The organism is Clostridium estertheticum (assembly GCF_026650985.1).
GTDB classification, from domain to species: Bacteria; Bacillota; Clostridia; order Clostridiales; family Clostridiaceae; genus Clostridium_AD; species Clostridium_AD estertheticum_C.
The window spans coordinates 202,529-223,176 of sequence record NZ_CP086239.1; the positions used below are offsets into that span (position 1 = coordinate 202,529).

16 protein-coding genes are annotated in these 20,648 nt (G+C 30.1%); 10 read left to right on the plus strand and 6 right to left on the minus strand.

All coding sequences use genetic code 11. The features are described from left to right. The first annotated feature begins 105 nt into the window (after window positions 1–105). A complete protein-coding gene (locus tag LL038_RS00835; protein WP_216119769.1) occupies window positions 106–2,079 on the plus strand; it encodes a DNA topoisomerase in 1,974 nt (657 codons plus the stop codon). Window positions 2,080–2,107: 28 nt separating this feature from the next. Next, complete coding sequence (radA, locus tag LL038_RS00840) at window positions 2,108–3,490, plus strand: DNA repair protein RadA (RefSeq protein WP_216119601.1); 1,383 nt, start codon at window positions 2,108–2,110, stop codon at window positions 3,488–3,490. Window positions 3,491–3,547: 57 nt separating this feature from the next. Here the strand turns inward: radA and LL038_RS00845 are convergent, their stop codons facing one another. Continuing rightward, window positions 3,548–5,290: a phosphoenolpyruvate carboxykinase gene (locus LL038_RS00845; protein ID WP_216119602.1), complete on the minus strand. Its 1,743-nt coding sequence runs from the start codon at window positions 5,288–5,290 to the stop codon at window positions 3,548–3,550. A gap of 325 nt (window positions 5,291–5,615) precedes the next feature. On the opposite strand from LL038_RS00845, the gene LL038_RS00850 reads away from it, so the two are divergent. Next, window positions 5,616–6,524, plus strand: a complete 909-nt coding sequence (locus LL038_RS00850; protein WP_216101974.1) for a DMT family transporter — start codon at window positions 5,616–5,618, stop codon at window positions 6,522–6,524. A gap of 60 nt (window positions 6,525–6,584) precedes the next feature. On the opposite strand, the gene LL038_RS00855 is transcribed toward LL038_RS00850, so the two are convergent. Continuing rightward, window positions 6,585–7,841: a D-alanyl-D-alanine carboxypeptidase family protein gene (locus LL038_RS00855; RefSeq protein ID WP_216119603.1), complete on the minus strand. Its 1,257-nt coding sequence runs from the start codon at window positions 7,839–7,841 to the stop codon at window positions 6,585–6,587. A gap of 255 nt (window positions 7,842–8,096) precedes the next feature. Between LL038_RS00855 and LL038_RS00860 the strand changes: the two genes are divergently transcribed. Next, window positions 8,097–8,699: an NUDIX hydrolase gene (locus tag LL038_RS00860; RefSeq protein WP_216119604.1), complete on the plus strand. Its 603-nt coding sequence runs from the start codon at window positions 8,097–8,099 to the stop codon at window positions 8,697–8,699. A gap of 454 nt (window positions 8,700–9,153) precedes the next feature. On the opposite strand, the gene LL038_RS00865 is transcribed toward LL038_RS00860, so the two are convergent. Further along, the gene (locus LL038_RS00865; protein ID WP_253199827.1) at window positions 9,154–9,513 is read right to left on the minus strand and encodes a winged helix-turn-helix transcriptional regulator; all 360 of its coding nucleotides are present in this window, start codon (window positions 9,511–9,513) and stop codon (window positions 9,154–9,156) included. A 187-nt stretch (window positions 9,514–9,700) separates the two neighbouring features. Here LL038_RS00865 and LL038_RS00870 point away from each other — a divergent pair, with 187 nt between their 5' ends. From LL038_RS00870 to ndk, 3 genes are all read left to right on the plus strand, one after another. Further along, entirely contained in the window at window positions 9,701–10,342 is a 642-nt protein-coding gene (locus tag LL038_RS00870; RefSeq protein ID WP_216119605.1) for a lactate utilization protein, read from the plus strand. A 122-nt stretch (window positions 10,343–10,464) separates the two neighbouring features. Beyond that, on the plus strand, window positions 10,465–10,680 hold the full coding sequence (locus tag LL038_RS00875; RefSeq protein ID WP_216119606.1) for a hypothetical protein: 216 nt from the start codon (window positions 10,465–10,467) through the stop codon (window positions 10,678–10,680). 86 nt (window positions 10,681–10,766) lie between these two features. Then, window positions 10,767–11,240 carry a nucleoside-diphosphate kinase gene (ndk, locus tag LL038_RS00880; protein WP_216119607.1) on the plus strand — a complete coding sequence of 158 codons (474 nt, stop codon included), beginning with the start codon at window positions 10,767–10,769 and terminating at the stop codon, window positions 11,238–11,240. Window positions 11,241–11,308: 68 nt separating this feature from the next. Here ndk and LL038_RS00885 read toward each other — a convergent pair whose 3' ends face one another. Then, window positions 11,309–11,668, minus strand: a complete 360-nt coding sequence (locus LL038_RS00885) for a hypothetical protein (RefSeq protein ID WP_216119608.1) — start codon at window positions 11,666–11,668, stop codon at window positions 11,309–11,311. A gap of 44 nt (window positions 11,669–11,712) precedes the next feature. Further along, window positions 11,713–13,191, minus strand: coding sequence for a nicotinate phosphoribosyltransferase (locus LL038_RS00890; RefSeq protein ID WP_216119609.1), 1,479 nt, complete (start codon window positions 13,189–13,191; stop codon window positions 11,713–11,715). A gap of 139 nt (window positions 13,192–13,330) precedes the next feature. Here LL038_RS00890 and LL038_RS00895 point away from each other — a divergent pair, with 139 nt between their 5' ends. Next, window positions 13,331–15,379: an ATP-dependent helicase gene (locus tag LL038_RS00895; protein WP_268055967.1), complete on the plus strand. Its 2,049-nt coding sequence runs from the start codon at window positions 13,331–13,333 to the stop codon at window positions 15,377–15,379. A 741-nt stretch (window positions 15,380–16,120) separates the two neighbouring features. Beyond that, window positions 16,121–17,419 (plus strand): hypothetical protein, encoded by a 1,299-nt coding sequence (locus LL038_RS00900; protein WP_216119610.1) that lies wholly within the window; start codon window positions 16,121–16,123, stop codon window positions 17,417–17,419. 112 nt (window positions 17,420–17,531) lie between these two features. On the opposite strand, the gene LL038_RS00905 is transcribed toward LL038_RS00900, so the two are convergent. Continuing rightward, window positions 17,532–17,729, minus strand: a complete 198-nt coding sequence (locus tag LL038_RS00905; RefSeq protein ID WP_216119611.1) for a hypothetical protein — start codon at window positions 17,727–17,729, stop codon at window positions 17,532–17,534. An 857-nt stretch (window positions 17,730–18,586) separates the two neighbouring features. Here LL038_RS00905 and LL038_RS00910 point away from each other — a divergent pair. Beyond that, window positions 18,587–20,620 (plus strand): cell division protein FtsA, encoded by a 2,034-nt coding sequence (locus LL038_RS00910; protein WP_216119612.1) that lies wholly within the window; start codon window positions 18,587–18,589, stop codon window positions 20,618–20,620. Window positions 20,621–20,648 lie beyond the last annotated feature (28 nt).

Below are 20,648 nucleotides of genomic sequence, written 5' to 3' on the forward strand. Positions count from 1 at the left end.
TGAGATAGGGGCATAGAAATGGTATAATAGATTGCTAAAAGCAATTATTAGAGGCATTTATAACAGAATTATTATTGCAATTAAATGGAAAGTGAAGTGGTAGTTATTAGTAAGGCGTTATTTATTACAGAAAAACCAAGTGTTGCTGCGGAGTTTGCCAAAGCCTTAAAAATAAATGGTAGAAAGTCGGATGGATTTATAGAGTCTGACAAAGCTGTAGTAACATGGTGTGTGGGACATCTTGTTACTATGAGTTATCCAGAAAAATATGATATGAAACTTAAAAAATGGTCTTTAAATACTTTGCCATTTTTACCTGAATCATATAAATATGAAGTTATAGAAGGAGTTAAAAAACAATTTAATATAGTCAAAAGTCAATTACTTCGCGAAGATATTGATAGAATATATGTTTGTACAGATTCAGGAAGAGAAGGCGAGTACATTTACAGATTGGTAGATGAAATGGCTGGGTGTCCTGATAAGCAAAAACGAAGAGTGTGGATAGATTCACAAACAGAAGCCGAGATTATTCGAGGTGTTAAAGAAGCTAAGGATTTAAGCGCATATGATAATTTATCGGAAGCAGCTTATTTAAGAGCAAAAGAGGATTATTTAATGGGAATTAATTTCTCAAGACTTTTAAGTTTAGTCTATGGAAAGACTGTAAGCAATTATCTTGGAAAAAGTTATATAGTTATTGCTGTTGGACGAGTAATGTCCTGTGTTCTTGGGATGGTTGTCCAAAGGGAAAGAGAAGTTCGAGAGTTTATAGTTACTCCTTTTTATAGAATTATTGGAAGCTTTAATGTAAGCGAGGACTGTAATTATGATGGGGAATGGAAGGCTGTAGAGGGTTCAAAGTATTTTGAATCACCTATTCTATATAACGAGGGTGGATTTAAGACTCAGGAAGATGCTGAAAAGTTAATAGGAGAGCTAAGAGATTCTAGTATTGATAATAATGTTTTGGTTGAAAATATTTCTAAGAAAAAAGAAAATAAAAATGCACCATTACTTTTTAATTTAGCAGAAATGCAAAATGAATGTTCTAAGAAATTTAAAATAAATCCAGAGCAAACTCTTAGCCTCATTCAAGCTTTATATGAGAAAAAAATGCTTACATATCCAAGAACGGATGCTAGGGTATTGTCTACAGCGATATCTAAAGAAATAGATCAGAATATAAAAAAATTAATGAAATTAAATGGAAATACAGAGATAAATAATATAGCTAAAAATATTATAGAAAAAAAATGGTATAGTGGTATTGCTAAAACAAAGTATGTTGATGATAGCAAGGTAACAGATCATTATGCTATTATTCCAACAGGTGAAGGGCTTCAAAATTATTCATCATTAAAGGAAATGGAAAAGAAAGTGTATAATTTAGTGCTAAGACGCTTTCTTGCAATATTTTATCCCCCGGCTGTGTACAACAAAGTTTCTGTTATAACAAAGATAAATAAGGAAAGATTTTTTACGTCAGATAAGGTTTGTGTTGAACTTGGTTACTTAGAGGTTTTAAAACCTGATAGTGACAGTAATGATAGAGAGAGCACAAATATGAAATTTTTAAGTCTGCTAAAAAAAGGACAGACGGTGACACTTAAAGAATTAATAGTTAAAGAAGGTAAGACTTCACCTCCTAAAAGATTTACTACAGGTTCGATAATTATAGCCATGGAAAATGCAGGTAAACTTATTGAAGATGAAGAGCTAAGAGAGCATATAAAAGGCTCTGGTATTGGTACAAGTGCCACGCGCTCAGGAATTTTAACAAAGCTTGAAAAAATAGAATATATTAAATCTAATAATAAAACTCAAGTGGTTATGCCTACACTACTTGGAGAAATTATCTTCGATGTAGTTAAAAATTCTATCCCTACTCTTTTAAATCCAGAATTAACGGCTAGTTGGGAAAAAGGATTAACAATGGTTACTCAAAGTGAAATAGCGGGTGATATATACATGGATAAACTTGAAAATTATATAGTTAAAAATACGGATAGAGTACTGCAACTAAATAATGGATTGAGGCTTAAGAGTAAATTTGATATGGCAAGTGAATTTTACTAATATGACAATTAAAGGGAGATGGCTCTGATTGGCAAAAGATAAAATAATCTATGTTTGTAAAGAGTGTGGGTCACATGCTCCAAAATGGATGGGTAAATGTAGTGATTGTGGTGCATGGAATTCATATGAAGAGAAACTTGTTAAGGCGACTTCTTCTAAACAAAATACTTTAAATAGTTTGGTAGCTGCAACTAAACCTACAAAACTAAAGGCGGTGCTGCAGTCTAACAGTGATAGAATAATTACTGGAGTCTCAGAGTTTGATAGAGTTATGGGTGGAGGAATAGTTAGAGATAGTGTTACTATTATATCGGCTCCACCAGGGGCTGGAAAGTCTACACTTTTGCTGCAACTCGCAAATTCACTTTCATTGAAAGAATATAAAATTTTATATGCATCTGGAGAGGAAAGTAAAAGTCAAATTAAAAATAGGGCTGACCGAACAGTAAAAGAAATAGCCGATAACTTTTGGGTTGTTTCGGATACAAAGTTAGATGAAATAATACAACATATAGAAACAGTCGATGCTGATTTAATAATACTTGATAGTATTCAAACATTTACTTTGGACGAATATTCAAGTTCTAGGGCAGGTTCACCTACTCAAGTAATTGAATGTGCAACAGCTTTAAAGAATATAGCTAAAAATCCTGATAGACCAAGAGCTGTTTTTTTGGTTGGGCAAATGACAAAAGCCGATGAGATGGCAGGACCACGAATACTCGAGCATTTAGTAGACACTGTATTATATCTTGAAGGAGAAGATGGCGAAGAACTAAAGCACTTGGTAAGTAAGAAAAATCGTTTTGGAAATACAGAAGAAAGTGGCATGTTTAGGCTTTCAGACGTAGGAATGGAAGAGATTACTGACCCTTCTGAGTTTTTTATGACCAAAAGAGATGAGTTAGTTCCAGGAAGTGCTTTAGCTGTTATAAAGGATGGAACAAGACCCATTGTTATAGAAATAGAAAGTCTTGTATCTAAATCTTTTACTCCTTATCCAAGCAGGCTAAGTGAGTGTTTTGCAAGGAAGGAACAACTGGGAACCCTTATTTCTATTCTTGAAGAAAGGGGAGGAATAGGGCTTTATGATAAGAACGTTATTATAAAAGCAACAGGCGGTCTTAAACTAACTGAAACATCGGTCAATCTTGCTGTAGTGATGAGCATCGCATCCTCATCACTGAATCACGGAATAGCTACAGATACAGTATTTATTGGAGAACTAGGTTTAACTGGTGAATTAAAAAAAGTCCCATCTTTAGAACAGAGATTAAAAGAAGTAGACAGAATGGGATTTAAAAAGGCATACATACCTCAGAATTGTTTAAAAGCGGGGGTTAAATTTAAAAACTTAAAAGTTATACCATGTAAAAAATTAACAGATGTTATAACAAAAGAATTCAAATAATAACGAAAAGGCCACTGAAATGTTTACATAAATTTCAGTGGCCTTTTCACATAATTACTATTTTATAATTAATTCAAATAATTTCTTAGCAGCCTTTTTAGGACCATCTTTTTCTTGTCCTTTAACTCCGAGTGAAGTTCTAATTTGTCCAACTTTCACTCCTGTTTTGAAAAGGTCCTCAAAATATTTATCTATAAGTACATTTACTAGTTCTTGTTTTTGTACAGGTCCAAATGGATTTGCAAAATAAGATGTTACAAGGCCTAATTCGGTTGTAGTACCTTTTGCCATTCTAGCGCCTCTTTTACAAACATCAATTGCATCTTTTGCATTTGTAAAGAAATTAATTTCTTCCATATCATCTTTTACTTCTTCATAATTGTTTGCATAAAGAAATAAATCTATAGGGTAACCCTTAATAATATCTTTATAGCTCGCTACTGGCATAACAAGTCTTGCGTTAATTTTATCAGGGTTCATAAATATACTTCTATCTATTTCTTTAAAAGCATAACCTGCATCTAAATCATCAAGTCTTACGAAGGCTCCTATTTCAGTTCCAAATGCTAGTGGTTTTGAATCATCTTTTAAAGTTAAGTAACCCATATCATCAAACACTATGGTCATATCGCTTATATAATCTTCACTTAAACTTCTAAAAGCTTCTAAACTTTCAGATTTACCAGCACCGCTATCACCCATAATAACAACATTAGCACTGTTACCATTATTCATAATAATGTGTACCATCGCACCATGAATTGGTAGTGAACCTCGTTTAATCATTATTAAATTATGAAGCGTTAAGGCCATCTTTTTTACATATCCAAAGTAATCTATTTCGTCACCATAACTTATATATCCAAGCATAATATCATTTTCATTATCGTCATAAAATACTGTTTTGACGTCAGGGGCAGAATCTTTGGCACCGAAAACAAAAACTATATCTGGTTTAATATCTCTATACTCTTTTTCTTTTGCCATTTCGAATAAGTTACAAAGGGTTATTGCATGAGCCATAAAATCCCTGTGAACATAAATGAATGCAAGTAGTGTACCTACCTTAGCTGGATAACAAAACCAATGGTCTGGTGTTATAGTACAATTTTTTAATGGGTTTTCAAAACATTCATCAAAAATTCCATCACGTGTATTCTTTTTAGGGTAACTTATATAAGGTAAATCTAAAATTATTGCATCAATAAATGGAACATTTTTCAATTGTTCATATCCTAAAGGCATTGGCCAATTTATAGTATTAACAATTAAACCAGCATTACCACCTGCGGGTAATTGTCTGTAAACTTTAGGTTTATAACCAACAACATTTTCCTCGATTTTTCTATATAAATCAAGTATAAGCATTGAAAAACCATTATTAGCTTCAACAAAACTTGTTTTTTCTATACCTTCATTTATTTTATTGTTGTGAATTACAGTATATCTTTCAAGTTTTCTCCAAAAACTATAGAAGTCCTCTATGAAATCTATGAAAGTACTTTTATTATTTATAAGAGCACTATATTTAGTATTTAAATCTACAATTTCATTTGCATTTAGTACTGATAGGAGTTTAAATAAATGTATTGTTAAAATATCTAAATCCTCAGTTTCTGTGTGTGTGTTTTCTATCAAATATTTGTATATATTTGATTTCTTCTTTTTGATTTTCTTGAGATAAGCGTTAAAAACTCTTCTGAATCCAACACTTTCTAATAATTTAACAGGAGTATTACAATATTTTGCAGTAAAATTTATCATTACTTTTTCATTACTTAGGGAAAATTCTTTTCTCAAGTTGACACCTCCACGTATGATTACGTAATTATTTTGATAATTGAAATACATATTGGTGAAAATTATCATAAACATCAATATATAATCGAATACAATATTATAATACTATAAAAGTGATATATTAACAATACTGAAATTGCAAAACACTATTTTAGAAGTTTAAGTAAAGGGTGAAAGTACTAAGGTTATAATATTAGAAGAATTACTATTATAAGAGACTAAAATAAATGTATAACTATGACAAAATTGAGTTTAATTTTTGAAAGTTTTGCTATATAATTATAGCATTGATAAAAATAAAGGAGAAGTAAGGGGGAATGATATATTGAAAAATAAAGTGGCACCGCATATAATGGCAATTATATTAATGTTTATATGGAGTTTATCTTATTTAAGCATAAAGGTCGTATCAGAAGAGGTAAGTCCAGTATTATCAGCCTTTTATAGGTTTGTACTAGCCGCTATAATTTTATTTATAATATTAAAAGTAAAATTTCCTGAGGAAAAAGTTTTAAAAAGAGACAAATCTAAATTTGCTTTAGGTGGGCTTTTTGGAGTAGCAATATATTTCATCTTTGAGAACTATGCTGTAGCATTTACATCCGCATCAAATGTCGCAATTTTAATTGCATCAATACCTGTATTTACTATATTTTCCCAAAGAATAATTTTTAAAGAAAAATTAACTTATGGAAAAATATCTGGCGCTACCTTAAGTTTAGTTGGAATTATTATAATAATTGCATCTAAAGAAAGAGTAAGTTTTTTATCAAAAGGAAATATAGGAGATCTTATGGCGCTTGGGGCAGTGTTTTCTTGGGTAATTTATAACATGGTTTGTAGTAGCTTCAAAGGAAATTATAAAGTAATAACTATAACTACTTATGAGATCATGTGGGGATCATTATTTCTTAGTCCCTCACTATTGTTTAGTAATTTGCAAATTCCTTCTGCAAAGGTTATATTAAATTTAATTTTTCTATCAATTTTTTGCTCATGTGTCGGATATGTAGTATATGTACATTGCCTTAAGGAACTTGGAGCAACAATTATAACTACCTATATAAATTTACAGCCTATTATGAGTCTGATTGCAGCAGCAGTTATACTAAATGAAACCATTACGATTTGGCAGGTATTAGGGTGTGTAGTTATAATAGTAGGAGTAACTTTAGTTAGTTTAGACGGTAGGTTAAATTTTAGAAAACGGAAGAAGGTATATGAAAATTTATAACTATATTCAAAAAGGGATTATATTAACTAAAAAGTTAACATAATCCCTTTTATAAATGTACTAGTATCTTATTCTTCTACCACTGCGATTTTTGCGTCTACGAATAGAAGATATCAATAGGAAAACTAATACTATAATAGCAATTAGAACAATCACAATTGCAGCATAGATAATTATATTATTTTTGAGTATAGTAGCTTTTGAAACCATTGGATATAATTTATAAGTTTTTACATAATCCTTTTGTTTAACAACTAAAGTTCCAATAGAGGTTTTTTTATTAAGTTTCCATGGCTTTATAGGATCGACTTTAATGGTAGTTTCTCGTTTGACATCATTTTTATAAAAAGTCACATCTTCTTTTGAGTCTAGTGGTATATTAATTGTTTTTGTTGGTCCTATAAATGGAATAACTTTATAGGGTACAGATATTATTGTTTTAATAACAGTATCTTTTTTTGTAGTTACTTCTTTTTTAGCAGCATAACTATAATTAATAAGTTTGGTCATGTCATCAAAAACTATTGTATCTTTTGGTAGGTTATATGTAGAATTCATAACGACACCCAAAATATGGCGACCATTACGTTCATATATAGAAATTAGGCATCTTCCAGCCTTTATTGTATATCCAGTTTTACCACCTACGTTACCATCTATGCCAAGCAGTTTATTTCTGTTAGTAACAGTAGCAACAGGACCATTAGCAGATTTAATTACACTTGTTTTTTTACCCATAGATTTCTTTACCCAATCATTTTTATAAGCAGCTCTTCCTGCGAGAGTTAAGTCGTAGGGCGTTGTAAAGTGCTTATCATTTGCATCATCCAAACCATTTGGGGTGATAAAATGAGAGCCTGTCATTCCGAGTTTTGCGGCTTTATCATTCATCATTTTAGCAAAATTAACTGGATTTCCACCAACGTTATCAGCAATCATATAAGCAATATCATTTCCAGAATAAAGAAGAAGTCCATCCATTACATTATCAGCGGACATTGTATCTCCGATAGCTACGGGATGAATGTTTAGGTTATAAGAGTATGGTGGTTGCGCCTTTGCATTCTTAGTGTATTTTAAGTTGTCCGTTGTAGTCTTATTTTCAGCAAGTAGCAAAGCTGTAATAAGCTTTGTAATGCTGGCAGGGTACATCTTATTATCAATGTTTTTTGCGTAAATAATTTCATTAGTGTCCATATCTACAGAGATTGCAGCTTTACCATCTAATTCTGGTGGGTTAGTAGCGGCAAAAACTGTTGTAGAAAAGACTAAAGTAAAGAGCAGTGTGAATAATAAAAGTCGGTTTCTTCTTTTCAATTTTCATCTCTCCAGTTTAATTAAATTTTATATTTATACATGAGTAAACACAAGCATAAGTATAGCATTTTAATTTATGAAGAACAAGGTACATTGTTTAACATAATCTATTTAGGACGAAGTTAACATAATGACATCATTTAAGCATGATTAACAAATTTTTCTTATTTTATGTTATAGTTAAAAGTATATATTGATGTAATAATTTCACTTGCCACTTGCCACGTGGGTGGCACTAGAAAGGTTGTGATTAACATGATAAATAAGGTAGAAGAAATATTTAAGGATAGGATTCCTAAAGTAATAGGGGAGTTTGATAAAAGTGCGGTTATGATATTACTTGTAGAGGATAATGATGAGTTATCTATTGTATTTGAAGTACGCGCTTTGAAATTAAGAAGTCAGCCAGGTGATGTTTGTCTGCCAGGTGGGAGAGTTGAGCTGAATGAAGATCCAAAAGAAGCCGCGGTGCGAGAAACTATGGAAGAACTGAATTTGGAAAGAGATCAAATTAAAATAATTGGAGATATGGATTATTATATAAGTCCTTATGGAAATATAATGTATGCTTATGTAGGGTATCTAAAATATGGAGAAATAAACCCCAGCGAAGATGAAGTGGATCATATATTTAAAGTACCATTAAAATTTTTTTTAGAGAGTGAGCCACTCTATTATAATATGGAGATAGGACCCTTAAAACAAGAAGGTTTTCCTTTCCATTTAATTAATGGAGGAAAAAACTACAAGTTTAGAAAAGGTTTTTTAGATCAATATTTCTATGAGTATAATAACTACGTAATATGGGGATTCACAGCTCAGATTATTAAAAGTTTTATCAAAGTATTAGAAAAATAAAGTTTTAAAAAGCAGTAATAATGTTTAAATTATTACTGCTTTTTAGGTTATGCTATTTATTAGGAACAATCTTATTTTTCTTAATGAATACGCAAACACTTAACGCAATAGCAGCTATATAGATAAAAACATATACTATTGAAAGTAAACGCGTAGAATAGAAAAATTTCAAATAAATAAAAGCAATAATTGATATAAGGGACCAAAATAGAGAAATAAAAGCTATTATATTATTTCTTTTTCTCCAATGCTCGGGATCTTTCATAGTTCCAATAATATTTTTTCGCCGTTTACTTTTAGCACCGGTGTTAATTACAAGAAATTTGTAATATAGAAAAAATATAAATTCTATTATAGAGACAACAAAAAACATATATGATAGAGATGCACTTGTTATGATCAAAAAAATCACTCCTTTTAGGAAATAATATGCCCTAAAAGTTAAAACATAACACTATTCTTTTTTGTCATTTATAGATTCTTCATAATAATCTGTTCCCCATTTACACATAATGTCGAGTAGTGGCACTACGCTTTTACCTTGTTTTGTTAAAGAGTATTCTACTTTTGGTGGAACCTCGGCATATACTTTTCTATGAACCATTTCGTATGATTCTAATTCTCTAAGTTGTTGTGTTAACATTTTTTGTGTTATTACACCCATGGATCGTTTTAATTCACTAAACCTTAATACGCCGTTATTAGCTAATCTCCAAAGAATTATTGGCTTCCATTTACCACCTATAATATCTAATGTTAATTCTATAGCACAACTATATTCTTTGTTATTTATTTTCATTATTTTATCGCTCATAAATACCTCCTGTATTTCTTATTGTAAATTTAGTAATATATAGCAATTCAGGATATTAGGTCACTTAAGATACTAAGTAACTTATAAGTTAGTACTTGTTTAAAAAACATCTAGTATGTACAATTATATCATTGATATATTTTATATACAATATGCCTATAAAGCATATTAAAAAAGGAGGAAAAAAATGAAAGAAATTTATAATTTACATAATGAGACTATAGGGTTAAAGGTGGTAGAAAATCTTAAAAAAAATGATTTTTCAGCTATTTATTTTAAAACAGGCGTTGAGGCATCAAAATTTATAATGGATAATATACGTAAAGGAGACAAGGTTGGCTTTGGAGGATCTATGACTGTAGTAAAACTCGGTATACAAGAAAAGGTAGCATCCCTTGGAGGATTTGTTCTAGATCATGGTGATCCGACTTTATCACCTGATGATAAAATGGAAACTATGAGAGGGGAACTCCTTAGTGATGTTTTTATATGTAGTTCTAATGCTGTGACAATGGATGGTGAACTTGTCAATATTGATGGTGTAGGAAATAGAATCGCCGCAATGACATTTGGACCTAAAAAAGTTATTATTGTAGTTGGCGTTAATAAAATTTGTAAAAATGAATCTTCAGCTTTTGAAAGACTAGAACAAATTGCGTCGCCAATGAATAACATGAGACTAAAGATGCCAAATCCTTGTACTAAAACTGGTGTCTGCATGGATTGTAAAGCAGCTAGTAGAATATGTAGAGTTTACTCTGTAATAAAAAGAAGGCCTGTGAGAACAGATATGACAGTGGTTGTGATTGGTGAGGAACTTGGATATTAACGATATTTAATTATTTATAGTTAATATTAAAAAAACACTTCAATTTATTGGTAAAAAGTCTTATAATGTTACTAAAGTTACAAAGTTACTTTAGTAACAAATTATGGGAATGGAGTGATGAGATGTTACAGTGTCCTTTTTTAACAACTATGGAGGAAGAGGTAGAGTGTTTTAAAGAGTGTGATCTACATAAATGGTCAGATAATGGAGGGAAATGCCCATTTGTTGAGTTAAAAGAGTTTAAACCATTTATCATTAAGAATATTGCTGATTATGATATATTTAGTGATGATAGAAATTCACAATTGAAATCATTGTACAAAGATCGATACTTATAGTATTAATATTATGTAATTGTGCATAATATTAACTAATGGGATTTAATTTTGTTTTCCTAAAATATTAAGCAGGGAAGTGAGTTTAATTGGAAAGAACCTTGATATTAATTAAACCTGATGGAGTTAAACGTGGACTAATTGGAAGAATCATTAACCAGTATGAGGAGAAATCACTAGAAATTGTAGCACTTAAAATGATAACGGCTACAAAAGATATTGCAAGAAAACATTACAGTGAACATGAGGGACGCGAATATTTTGAAAAACTAATAAATTATATTACTGAAGGCAAGATATGTGCTATGGTTTTAATGGGTGAAAAAGCTATTGAAGTAACAAGGAAAATTAATGGAGATAAGGATCCTGTTAAAGCAGAAATTGGAAGCATAAGAGGAAAATTTGCAATAGATAAAACTAATAATTTAGTTCATGCCTCTGATAGCATAGATAGTGCAGAATATGAAATTGCAATTTGGTTTCCAGAACTTAAGTGCAAGGATATCTTTGGGAGCTCTAAGAATTTATTTGCACAAACAGAGGGACCGTTAGTAAATGTTTAACAACATAAGTCTATATTAAAAAGCTAACCAATTTAATTTTGGTTAGCTTTTTGTTGTAATTTTAGTAATTAATGTGAACCGCAATGTCCAGAGCAACCACCACAAGAGTCACTTCCATGTTTTGGGCAACTAGGTTTACTATCGACTGTAAGCGTTGTTTTAACCCAAAATCTAGAATCACTATAGGCTATTGTGAGTTCGCAAATATTATCTAAAAGAGTATTGTCATATAATATTTTTAAAGTTTCAATATTGTTTTTAATATCTCCTGTTTTAAAATTATCTAGGTAAATGTCAACTTTTGAAGTCTTGCAACAAGCACTGTCGAATACGAATCTTACGCTATCACATGTTTCGTCAAGCTGAATCATTTCCATTAGCTCATCTAGAGCAACTTTTGAAATTTTGATTTTTAATGGTTGTGCCATACGTCCTCCTAACATTCATCTATAAGGTAATTGGCATATTCATGTTATTCCTCAAGAATTTCAGAATAATGATTTAATAAACCTTGTTTTAGGTTCCATAAATTCCAAGAAAGATCTACATAATATGCGTGGGGATTATCAAATCTTAAAACTTCTGTCCATAATTTAGAGACTTCTTGTTCAGAAAATGCTTTTATTTCCATAACAGATGGAGATTCATAAATTTGTTTACCATTTTCAAATAGTTTAACCATAAGCTCTTTTATATAGTAGTGTTTAAGATTTTTCTTTTTCCAAGTATAAGTTGGATTAAATATCTCAAGGGGTCTGCTTTCATCAAATTTTTCGTCATGTAAGGTAATGAAATCTGCAATGGCTTTATGAGTTGTTTTATCAAAAATTCTATATAGTTTTTTAAAAGCAGGATTAATAATTTTTTCTGCATTTTCACTAATTTTAATCTTTGGTATTATTACTCCATCATTTTCAACTGCAACAAGTTTATAAACACCACCAAATACTGGTTCAGATCTTGCAGTAATAAGCCTTTCGCCAACACCAAAGTTATCAATTTGTGCGCCGTTTTCTAGTACTCCGCTAATAATATATTCATCGAGCGAGTTAGAAACAGTAATCTTTACATCATCATATCCAGCTTCATCTAATATTTCTCTAACTTTTTTAGTTAGATAAGTAATATCACCGCTATCAATTCGTATTCCTTTAGGCCTTTTGCCCATAGGTTTAAGTACATCATTAAACACCTTTATAGCATTAAGTATACCAGAGCGTAGTACATTATAAGTATCTATAAGAAGTACACAGTTATCTGGGTAAGTTATCGTCCAAGCTTTAAAGGCATCATATTCAGTATCGAAAAGTTGTACCCAACTATGAGCCATAGTTCCTAGTGCTGGAATATCAAACATTTCCTCGGCAATAGTACAAGCAGTACCAACGCAACCACCAATAACAGCAGCACGAGCTCCATATATAGCACCATCATATCCTTGAGCACGCCTTGAACCAAATTCCATTACAGGTCTACCTTTTGCAGCTCTACATATTCTACTAGCTTTAGTAGCAATTAATGTTTGATGATTTATTGTAAGAAGGATCATTGTCTCAACAAATTGAGCCTGTATAATAGGTCCTTTAACTGTAACTAGGGGTTCACCAGGAAAAACAGGATAACCTTCAGGTATTGCCCATACGTCACAAGAAAATTTAAAACTCTTTAAATAATCAATAAATTTATCTGAAAAAGTATTTTTACTCTCAAGATAGGCTATATCATCCTTTGAAAATGATAAATCAGAAAGGTATTCAAGTAATTGCTGTACACCGGCCATAACGCAATAACCGCCGCCATCAGGAATTCGCCTAAAAAACATATCAAAGTATGCAGTTTTGTCTTGAACATTATTATCAAGATAACCATTTGCCATAGTTAATTCATAAAAGTCTACAAGCATTGTTAGATTTCTTTCATTTCTCACATTAAAATCTTTTGAATATATCATAGTTTTTTCCCCTTTGAAATTTAATAAAAGTATATAATGGAATTATAACATAATTATATATTAATGTTTTGTTAGGACTATTATACTAGTATTTTAGGTTTAAGCAAAATATATGATAAATTAAAGTAGGTGGATTAGAGTGGAGAAAAAGCATAATATGAATAATAAAATTGGAGATAGTAAAATAAGCACTAAATTAAGTAAAGAGCAAAGGGACGCTGTTTTTTCTAATAATAGAAATTTATTAGTTACAGCAGGACCAGGAAGTGGTAAAACGGTTGTCATTGTTAATAGAATTGTTCATCTAATAAATGAACAAAATTTTAGCCCAAAGAATATTATTGTAATTACTTTTACAAGAGCTGCAGCTATTAATATGAAAAATAGGTACATTGCTATTAATGGAAGGGCAAGTGTTCCGTTTTTTGGAACATTTCACGGTTTGTTTTATAAAATACTCAAAAATTATTATGGTGAAATAAAAATAATAGATACATTCGAAGTATATAAACTTATAAAAAACGTATTAATGTCCTACCTAGATGAGGTAGGTGATGAAAAGGTAAAAGAAGTTATAAATAATATTTCCGTGTTTAAAACAAGCGATAATACCCTAGAAAAGTTCTCTCCTAGTATTGATAAAGGAATATTTATAGCAGCATATAATATTTATGAGCAATATAGGAAAGAAAGAAATTTATTTGATTTTGATGATTTACAAATAGGATGTAGAGATTTATTTGTAAAAAATTACAAGATACTTCAGGGGTATAGATCTTTATTTAAGCATATCTTAGTTGATGAATTTCAAGATTGTGATTCTATGCAAGTCGAGATATTAAAACTTTTAAATGAGGAAAACTCCATATTTGCAGTGGGGGATGAGGATCAATGTATCTATGGATTTAGAGGGTCAAATCCTGAATGTATGGTTAAGTTCTCAGAGCATTTTGAGGGTGGAGGAAAATTACAACTATCAACTAATTACAGGTGTCCAAAGAATATAGTAGAAATATCCATGAATACTATAAAAAATAATCAGATGAGAAATGAAAAGAACATAATAGCATTTAAAGAGCGAGATGGTGGCATTGTTGTGCTTAATAATGTAAATGAAAATGCACAAGCAGAGGAAATTAGTAATATTATTCAAAAACATATGACAGGCCCAGATAAAAATTATAGAGACAATGCCATATTATATAGAACAAATGTAGAATGCAGAAGCTTAGTAGATGTTTTTATTAAAAAAAGGATTCCTTTCATGCTTTTAGATAAGGAATATGATTTTTTTCAACATTTTATATGTAAAGATATAATTGCATATTTAAAATTAAGTATTGATTTAAGTGATAAAGAAAGTTTTCTTAGAATAATTAATAAGCCATTTAGATATGTAAGCAGATTAAATTTAGATAATATAAAAAGAAATATTGTACGCGAGGATTGTTTTGAAATGTTAAAGGAAATTGATGGTATACCTATATTTCAGATGAAGATGATAGATAAGTTAAAAAAAGATATACATTATTTAAACAAAATTTCATTAGCGAGTGCAATAGATAATTTAGTATTAAGCATAGGGTATCATGATTATATAAAGGAATATTGCACTAAATTTAAAATTGACTTAGGTGAGATGGAAGATGTTATAGACGAATTTAGGCAATCAGCTGAAGGATATAATAATATAATAGCCTTTCTAGCCCATGTAGAACAGGTTAAAGAAGAAATAAGTAAGCATAAGAGAAATGTAGAAGAGGATGCGGTCATACTTAGTACAATTCATGGAGTAAAAGGGATGGAGTTTAAAAACGTATTTTTGATCAATTGTAATGAGGAAAATATCCCACATGCTAATAGTATAGAAAACAACCTAGAAGAAGAGCGAAGACTCTTTTATGTAGGAATAACAAGAGCTATAGATAATGTTTGGTTATGCATTAGTAAAAGCGTTAAAGGAAAGGTTAAAGAAACATCACGATTTATTAAGGAATGCAATATCATAGGTGGTAATGATGTTAACCTACCTTTTAAAGAAGGGGATACAGTAATACATAAAAGTTTTGGAAGTGGGACTGTTATTTCTATTAATGATAAGGACTTAGAGATTAAGTTTGAAGGGGATATTATACGGAAATTTGATACTAGTGTACTTTATAATAACTCTTTGATTTCAAAAGTATAAATCTCCTAATGTTGTCCAATCTGTGGGAATAAACAACTACATAATCATAGGTAATAAAATTATAAATAAAAAAGTACTGCACAAAGGCAAATTCCTAAGTGCAGTACTTTTTTATTTTCAGTTAAAACATTCAAAATAAAAGGATATCTAAATTATAGACTATTTTCAAAATTCTATTCATTATGGAATAGAATAATTTAGTATAAATTAGGTAATACTAGTCAGAGGTAAAATAAATAATAGTGGAAAGTAGAGGATAAAATTGATCATATGTGGAAATTGCGGGAAAGAAGCAGATGAAAATGAAATTTTTTGTTGTTATTGTAGTTATAACCTACAAGAAAGTTTAGAAAATATGCAACAATCGAGGGTAGAGTATGAGAGTGAGAAAAAAAATAATTGGTTTAATAAAATATTGAACAAATAAGAGAGTTTAAATTTTGTCCTACAATAGTTATTAATAGATATAAAACCGATTCAAATTCATAAAAGTGATCAGAAAAGTAAAAAAGGATTATTTACCTAATTGGGTGGATAGTCCTTTTGCTTTTAATGCTGATATTGTTGAATAAAGTTTTTTGGAATTTCGCATATAGGTAAATTTATAAATATTTATTATTAACATAAATTGTGTTAATATGTAACTATTAACAACATAAAAAGTAAATGCTAATGTTTGTTAATACATATTTACATAGCTTTTATTGCGTTTTAATGTAATAAAAAAAGGGGGATCTATTAATGAAAAATTTTAAAAAAATTATGATGATGGGATTTGTGTTATTGATAGCTACGCTGTCAAGACCAGTGATGGCACTGGGGTTAAGTGGTTTTAGCGATGTTACAAATTTTTCTGTGGTAATAGGAGAAAATATGTATACTTTAGAGTATGCGAATGATTTAAATAATGCAAAACAAATTAATGATGCAGTAGTTAAAAGTAAAGGTGATATTTTTATAAAAACAGACGATACCGGTTGGATAAAAAATAATGATGGAACACAAGTGAATAAAGATTCTGTAGACATTTCAACTATTAAATATAATAATGGTATAGAAATAACTCAACAAAAAATTGCTAAGATTAACATTACTTCAACTAAATTAGAAGTTGATAATGCAACTAGTGGTTTTGGAGATGGACATGCAACTTATCAAGTATTAGATTCATTAGGAAATGATATTACAAAGACACCACTTGCTAATGGTATAATCTTCAAATCTGGAGTTGGTACTGTAGAAGGAAGCAATGGTATACTTAAAGTTACACCAAACATGAATATTTTTACATTTACTTCGGGTATAGTAATAACTGCCAATGACCCAATAAGTGGAGTTTCAACAAATGCTATATTAAGAGTTGAATTAGTGGGATCTACACAAGGTAGTACATTAAGTGATATAAAACTTTTATCATTAAAAAATGTTGATAATAAAGTGTTGACTGCAGGGGATACTACAACTGTTTTCTATGCTGGATACCTAGCTACAGATATTAGTGGGAAACCTACAACAAATTATACGCTTATGGAACAGGGCCTAATATTGACTGGTGATCATATGTTGAATATGTCAAACCCATATGTAGTAGCTCAACTTGTAAAAGATCCTACAGACCCATCGATAGGATTAATAAAAGTAACAGCAACTAGCGATACTATTTTAATGGATATGCCAGTAGCGATCACTGCATTTACTTTGAGAGGTACATCTTCAACAATAAGTACTACATTAAAGAAACAAGCGCAAATAGATTCGTTCATATTAATAGTTCCAAGTGAAGTTATATATTCTGGTGAATCAAAGGTAATTCCATTTATAGCACTAGATCAAAATGCAAACTTAATTACAAAATTTAGTGAATTGGATGGCCATGTGAGTCTTATAGGGGCGACCTTTGAAAGGAACTCTGACGGAACTGCTTGCATAAAAAGCAATATAGTTTATAATCCAATGACTGCTTTAATGTCTGCAAATATAACAGCAATTACACCAACAGGTAAGTATAGCAGTATAAATATAAATATTCAGCACAAGTAATTTTGATGGCATGGAACATATTGAAAATTGTATAAATTCCAATTATTACACATAAATTAGGCACAAAGCAAAAAAGGACTATTTACCGAAGTTGGTGGATAGTCCTTTTTTTTTAATGCTGATATTGTTGAATAAATTTTTTTAACATTTCACATATAGGTAGAGATTCATTAATAAAAACGGATACGTCATTGCAATTTTTTTTATAGCCATCCAACATAGTTTGAAAAGACGGATCATCATGTTCTTGCTGAGTGACATATATTAAAAAAGCTGACTTATCGTACATTATTACTTCATTTACTCTCATAGTTACGCCTCCAAAATTCCAATATAGTATATTTAATTATCACTATACAGTATGTCCAAGATTTGCGCAATATAAAAAATGAAATATAAAATAAATATCTTTATGACCTACGTTTACATGGAAATAACTGAAAAAAATGTAAGCGAATTGTTATATAAAAAGCTGTACTCTCTAAGAAGAATACAACTTTAAATAATTTAATATTACTAAAAATGTGGTAAATATATAATAAAGGTAAGTAGTTATTTATTTAGATTAACGATTGTTTCCCTAGTTTAATTAATCTTATAGTTATTAAGGTATTCCTCAGCAGAGTCATATATTAAATTATTCGTGGACATTAAATCTTTTTTCTCTTGGTTTTCAAGTTTATGAGCTAATTTTGTTGTTGATATTTTTTCTATTGTTTTAGTATCGATGATAATCACCTCGACTGTATTATAACACAAGACATGTAAATTATAAAGGATTTTTTGAATGAAGGTAGGAGACATGCTACATGACGAGGTGGAAAAAATTGGAACAGATAGAGCTGTTATATAAAATTACAAATAAACTGTACCATAATAATAAGCCGAAAATAATATTTTATAAGGGTTATTGTTGCAAGATGTAAGCAAAATAAATTATTTGTAATAAATACAAATAATTGGATATAGCATTTTTATATAATATATTATGATATTTAATTATTTATTAATATTGCAGCTCCGAAGGAGATGATTTAAGTTAATATAGTAGTTTTATTGAATATTGTTATATAATGTTATATAATTTCATTAAGCTCATATTCTATGAATATGAGCTTAATTCAGATTAGTAACATTCAAATAATTTTGTGAGAAAGAGGTATAAAAATGAAAATCACAAATGTAAATTTAGAGGAACTGATATTTGCTTTAGATATAGGAACAAGATCTATTATAGGAACAGTTGGTATAATATCTGAAAAAAAATTCCAAGTTCTTTCTGAAAGTTATATTGAACATGAAGAAAGAGCTATGATTGATGGTCAAATTCATGACATTCAATTGGTAGCCAGTGGAGTATTAAAGGTGAAAAAAGAATTAGAAGATAATTTAAATGTTAAATTAACTAAAGTTGCGATTGCAGCAGCAGGGCGCTTTTTAAGGACAACACAAGTTAAGTCTGAAATAGAAGTTGATATTGATAAAGAAATTGATAGGGAAACCATTAGAAGCTTAGAACTCACTGCAGTTAGGATGGCAGAGGAGGAAGTGGCAAAGGCCTCTCAAGGTAAGCTTTATTGTGTAGGATATAGTGTGAAAAATTATTATTTAAATGGATACGTAATCACAAATTTAAAATCACATAAAGGAGAAAAAATTGCAGTAGAGATAATTGCTACATTTCTTCCACGGTCAGTAGTTGATAGTCTATATGCAGTTATGGATAAGGCGTCGCTTGAAGTTGTAAGTTTAACACTTGAACCTATAGCTGCAATGGAAGCTGCCGTGCCACAAAACTTGAGACTTCTAAATTTGGCTTTAGTGGATATTGGCGCAGGAACATCAGATATTGCTATTAGTAGCAAAGATAGTATAAGTGCATATGGTATGGTACCGATGGCAGGGGATGAGGTAACTGAAATAATAGCTCAAGCATATTTAGTTGATTTTAATACTGCTGAGAAAATTAAAAAAGAATGTAGTGGGAAAGATAAAATTCAATACATAGATGTGTTAGGTTTTGAAAATATTTTAGAACCAGAAGAAGTATTAAAAATAATTAATCCTATTGTTGTGAAAATTTCGGAAGAAATTGGAAATAGAATAATTGAATTAAATGGTGGAAAAGCGCCAAATGCAGTATTTCTTGTAGGAGGTGGAGCACATACACCTTTTATTAAAGAAAATATTGTTAAAATTTTAAATCTACCAATTAACCGTGTAGTTATTAAAGGTCGTGATTCAGTAACTGACTGTATATGTGATGCTGGCATGGGAAGTATTGGAGTTACAGTTTTAGGTATAGCGCTGGTATCAATTAAAAGGTTAGGAAATGATTTTGTTGATGTGACGATAAATGATAAGATTATAAGTTTATTTAATGCACATAAACATACTGTGATGGATGTGATGATGCAAGAGGGTATAAATCCTAAGATATTGATTGGTAAAAATGGACGTAATATAAGATTTATAGTTGATGGAATAAAAAGAGTGGCATTTGGAAGCTTAGCTAAGAGTGCTGAAATTAAGATTAATGACTTGCTTAGTAATATTGATTCTGAGGTGGTTGAAGGTGATATCATCGACGTTATCTTTAGTGTAGATGGGAAAAGTGCTGAGCCTAAAATTATGGAGTATGTAAAAAATATCCAAACTGTAAGCTTTTATTTTGAAGATGTAATTCGTAACATTGAGCCTGTAGCATTTATTAACGGTATAAGAACTATAATAAATAGTGTAATAAAAGAAGATGATGATGTTTCAATAGTAATACCTACTACAATTAGTGAATATGCAAAGTATTTTGGTGATGATACTCGTGGCTTAGCTTTTATGATAGATAATAAAAAATTGCTTTCGGATTATGTTATAAAAGAAGGGGACAGAATATATAAAGTAGCAGAAATTACTAAAGAAATTAAGGTGGAAAAAAAAGATAATAAGAATGAACAAAATGAAACACAAAATTTGAATGTTAAAGTGAATAAAAATATGATAGGTCTTAAAGGAAAAGATAAATACATATTTGTAGATATTTTTAATTATGTGGATTTTGATTTGACTATTTCAAAAGGAAACTTAATATTAAAGCTTAATGGTAGTAAAGCTGATTATTATCAGCCGCTAAATGATGGAGATGTAATTGAAATATATTGGGAAAATATTATTGGCACAGAGGAAACAAAATTAAAAAGGTGAAGCGAAGGGGTGGAAATTGTGAATTTTT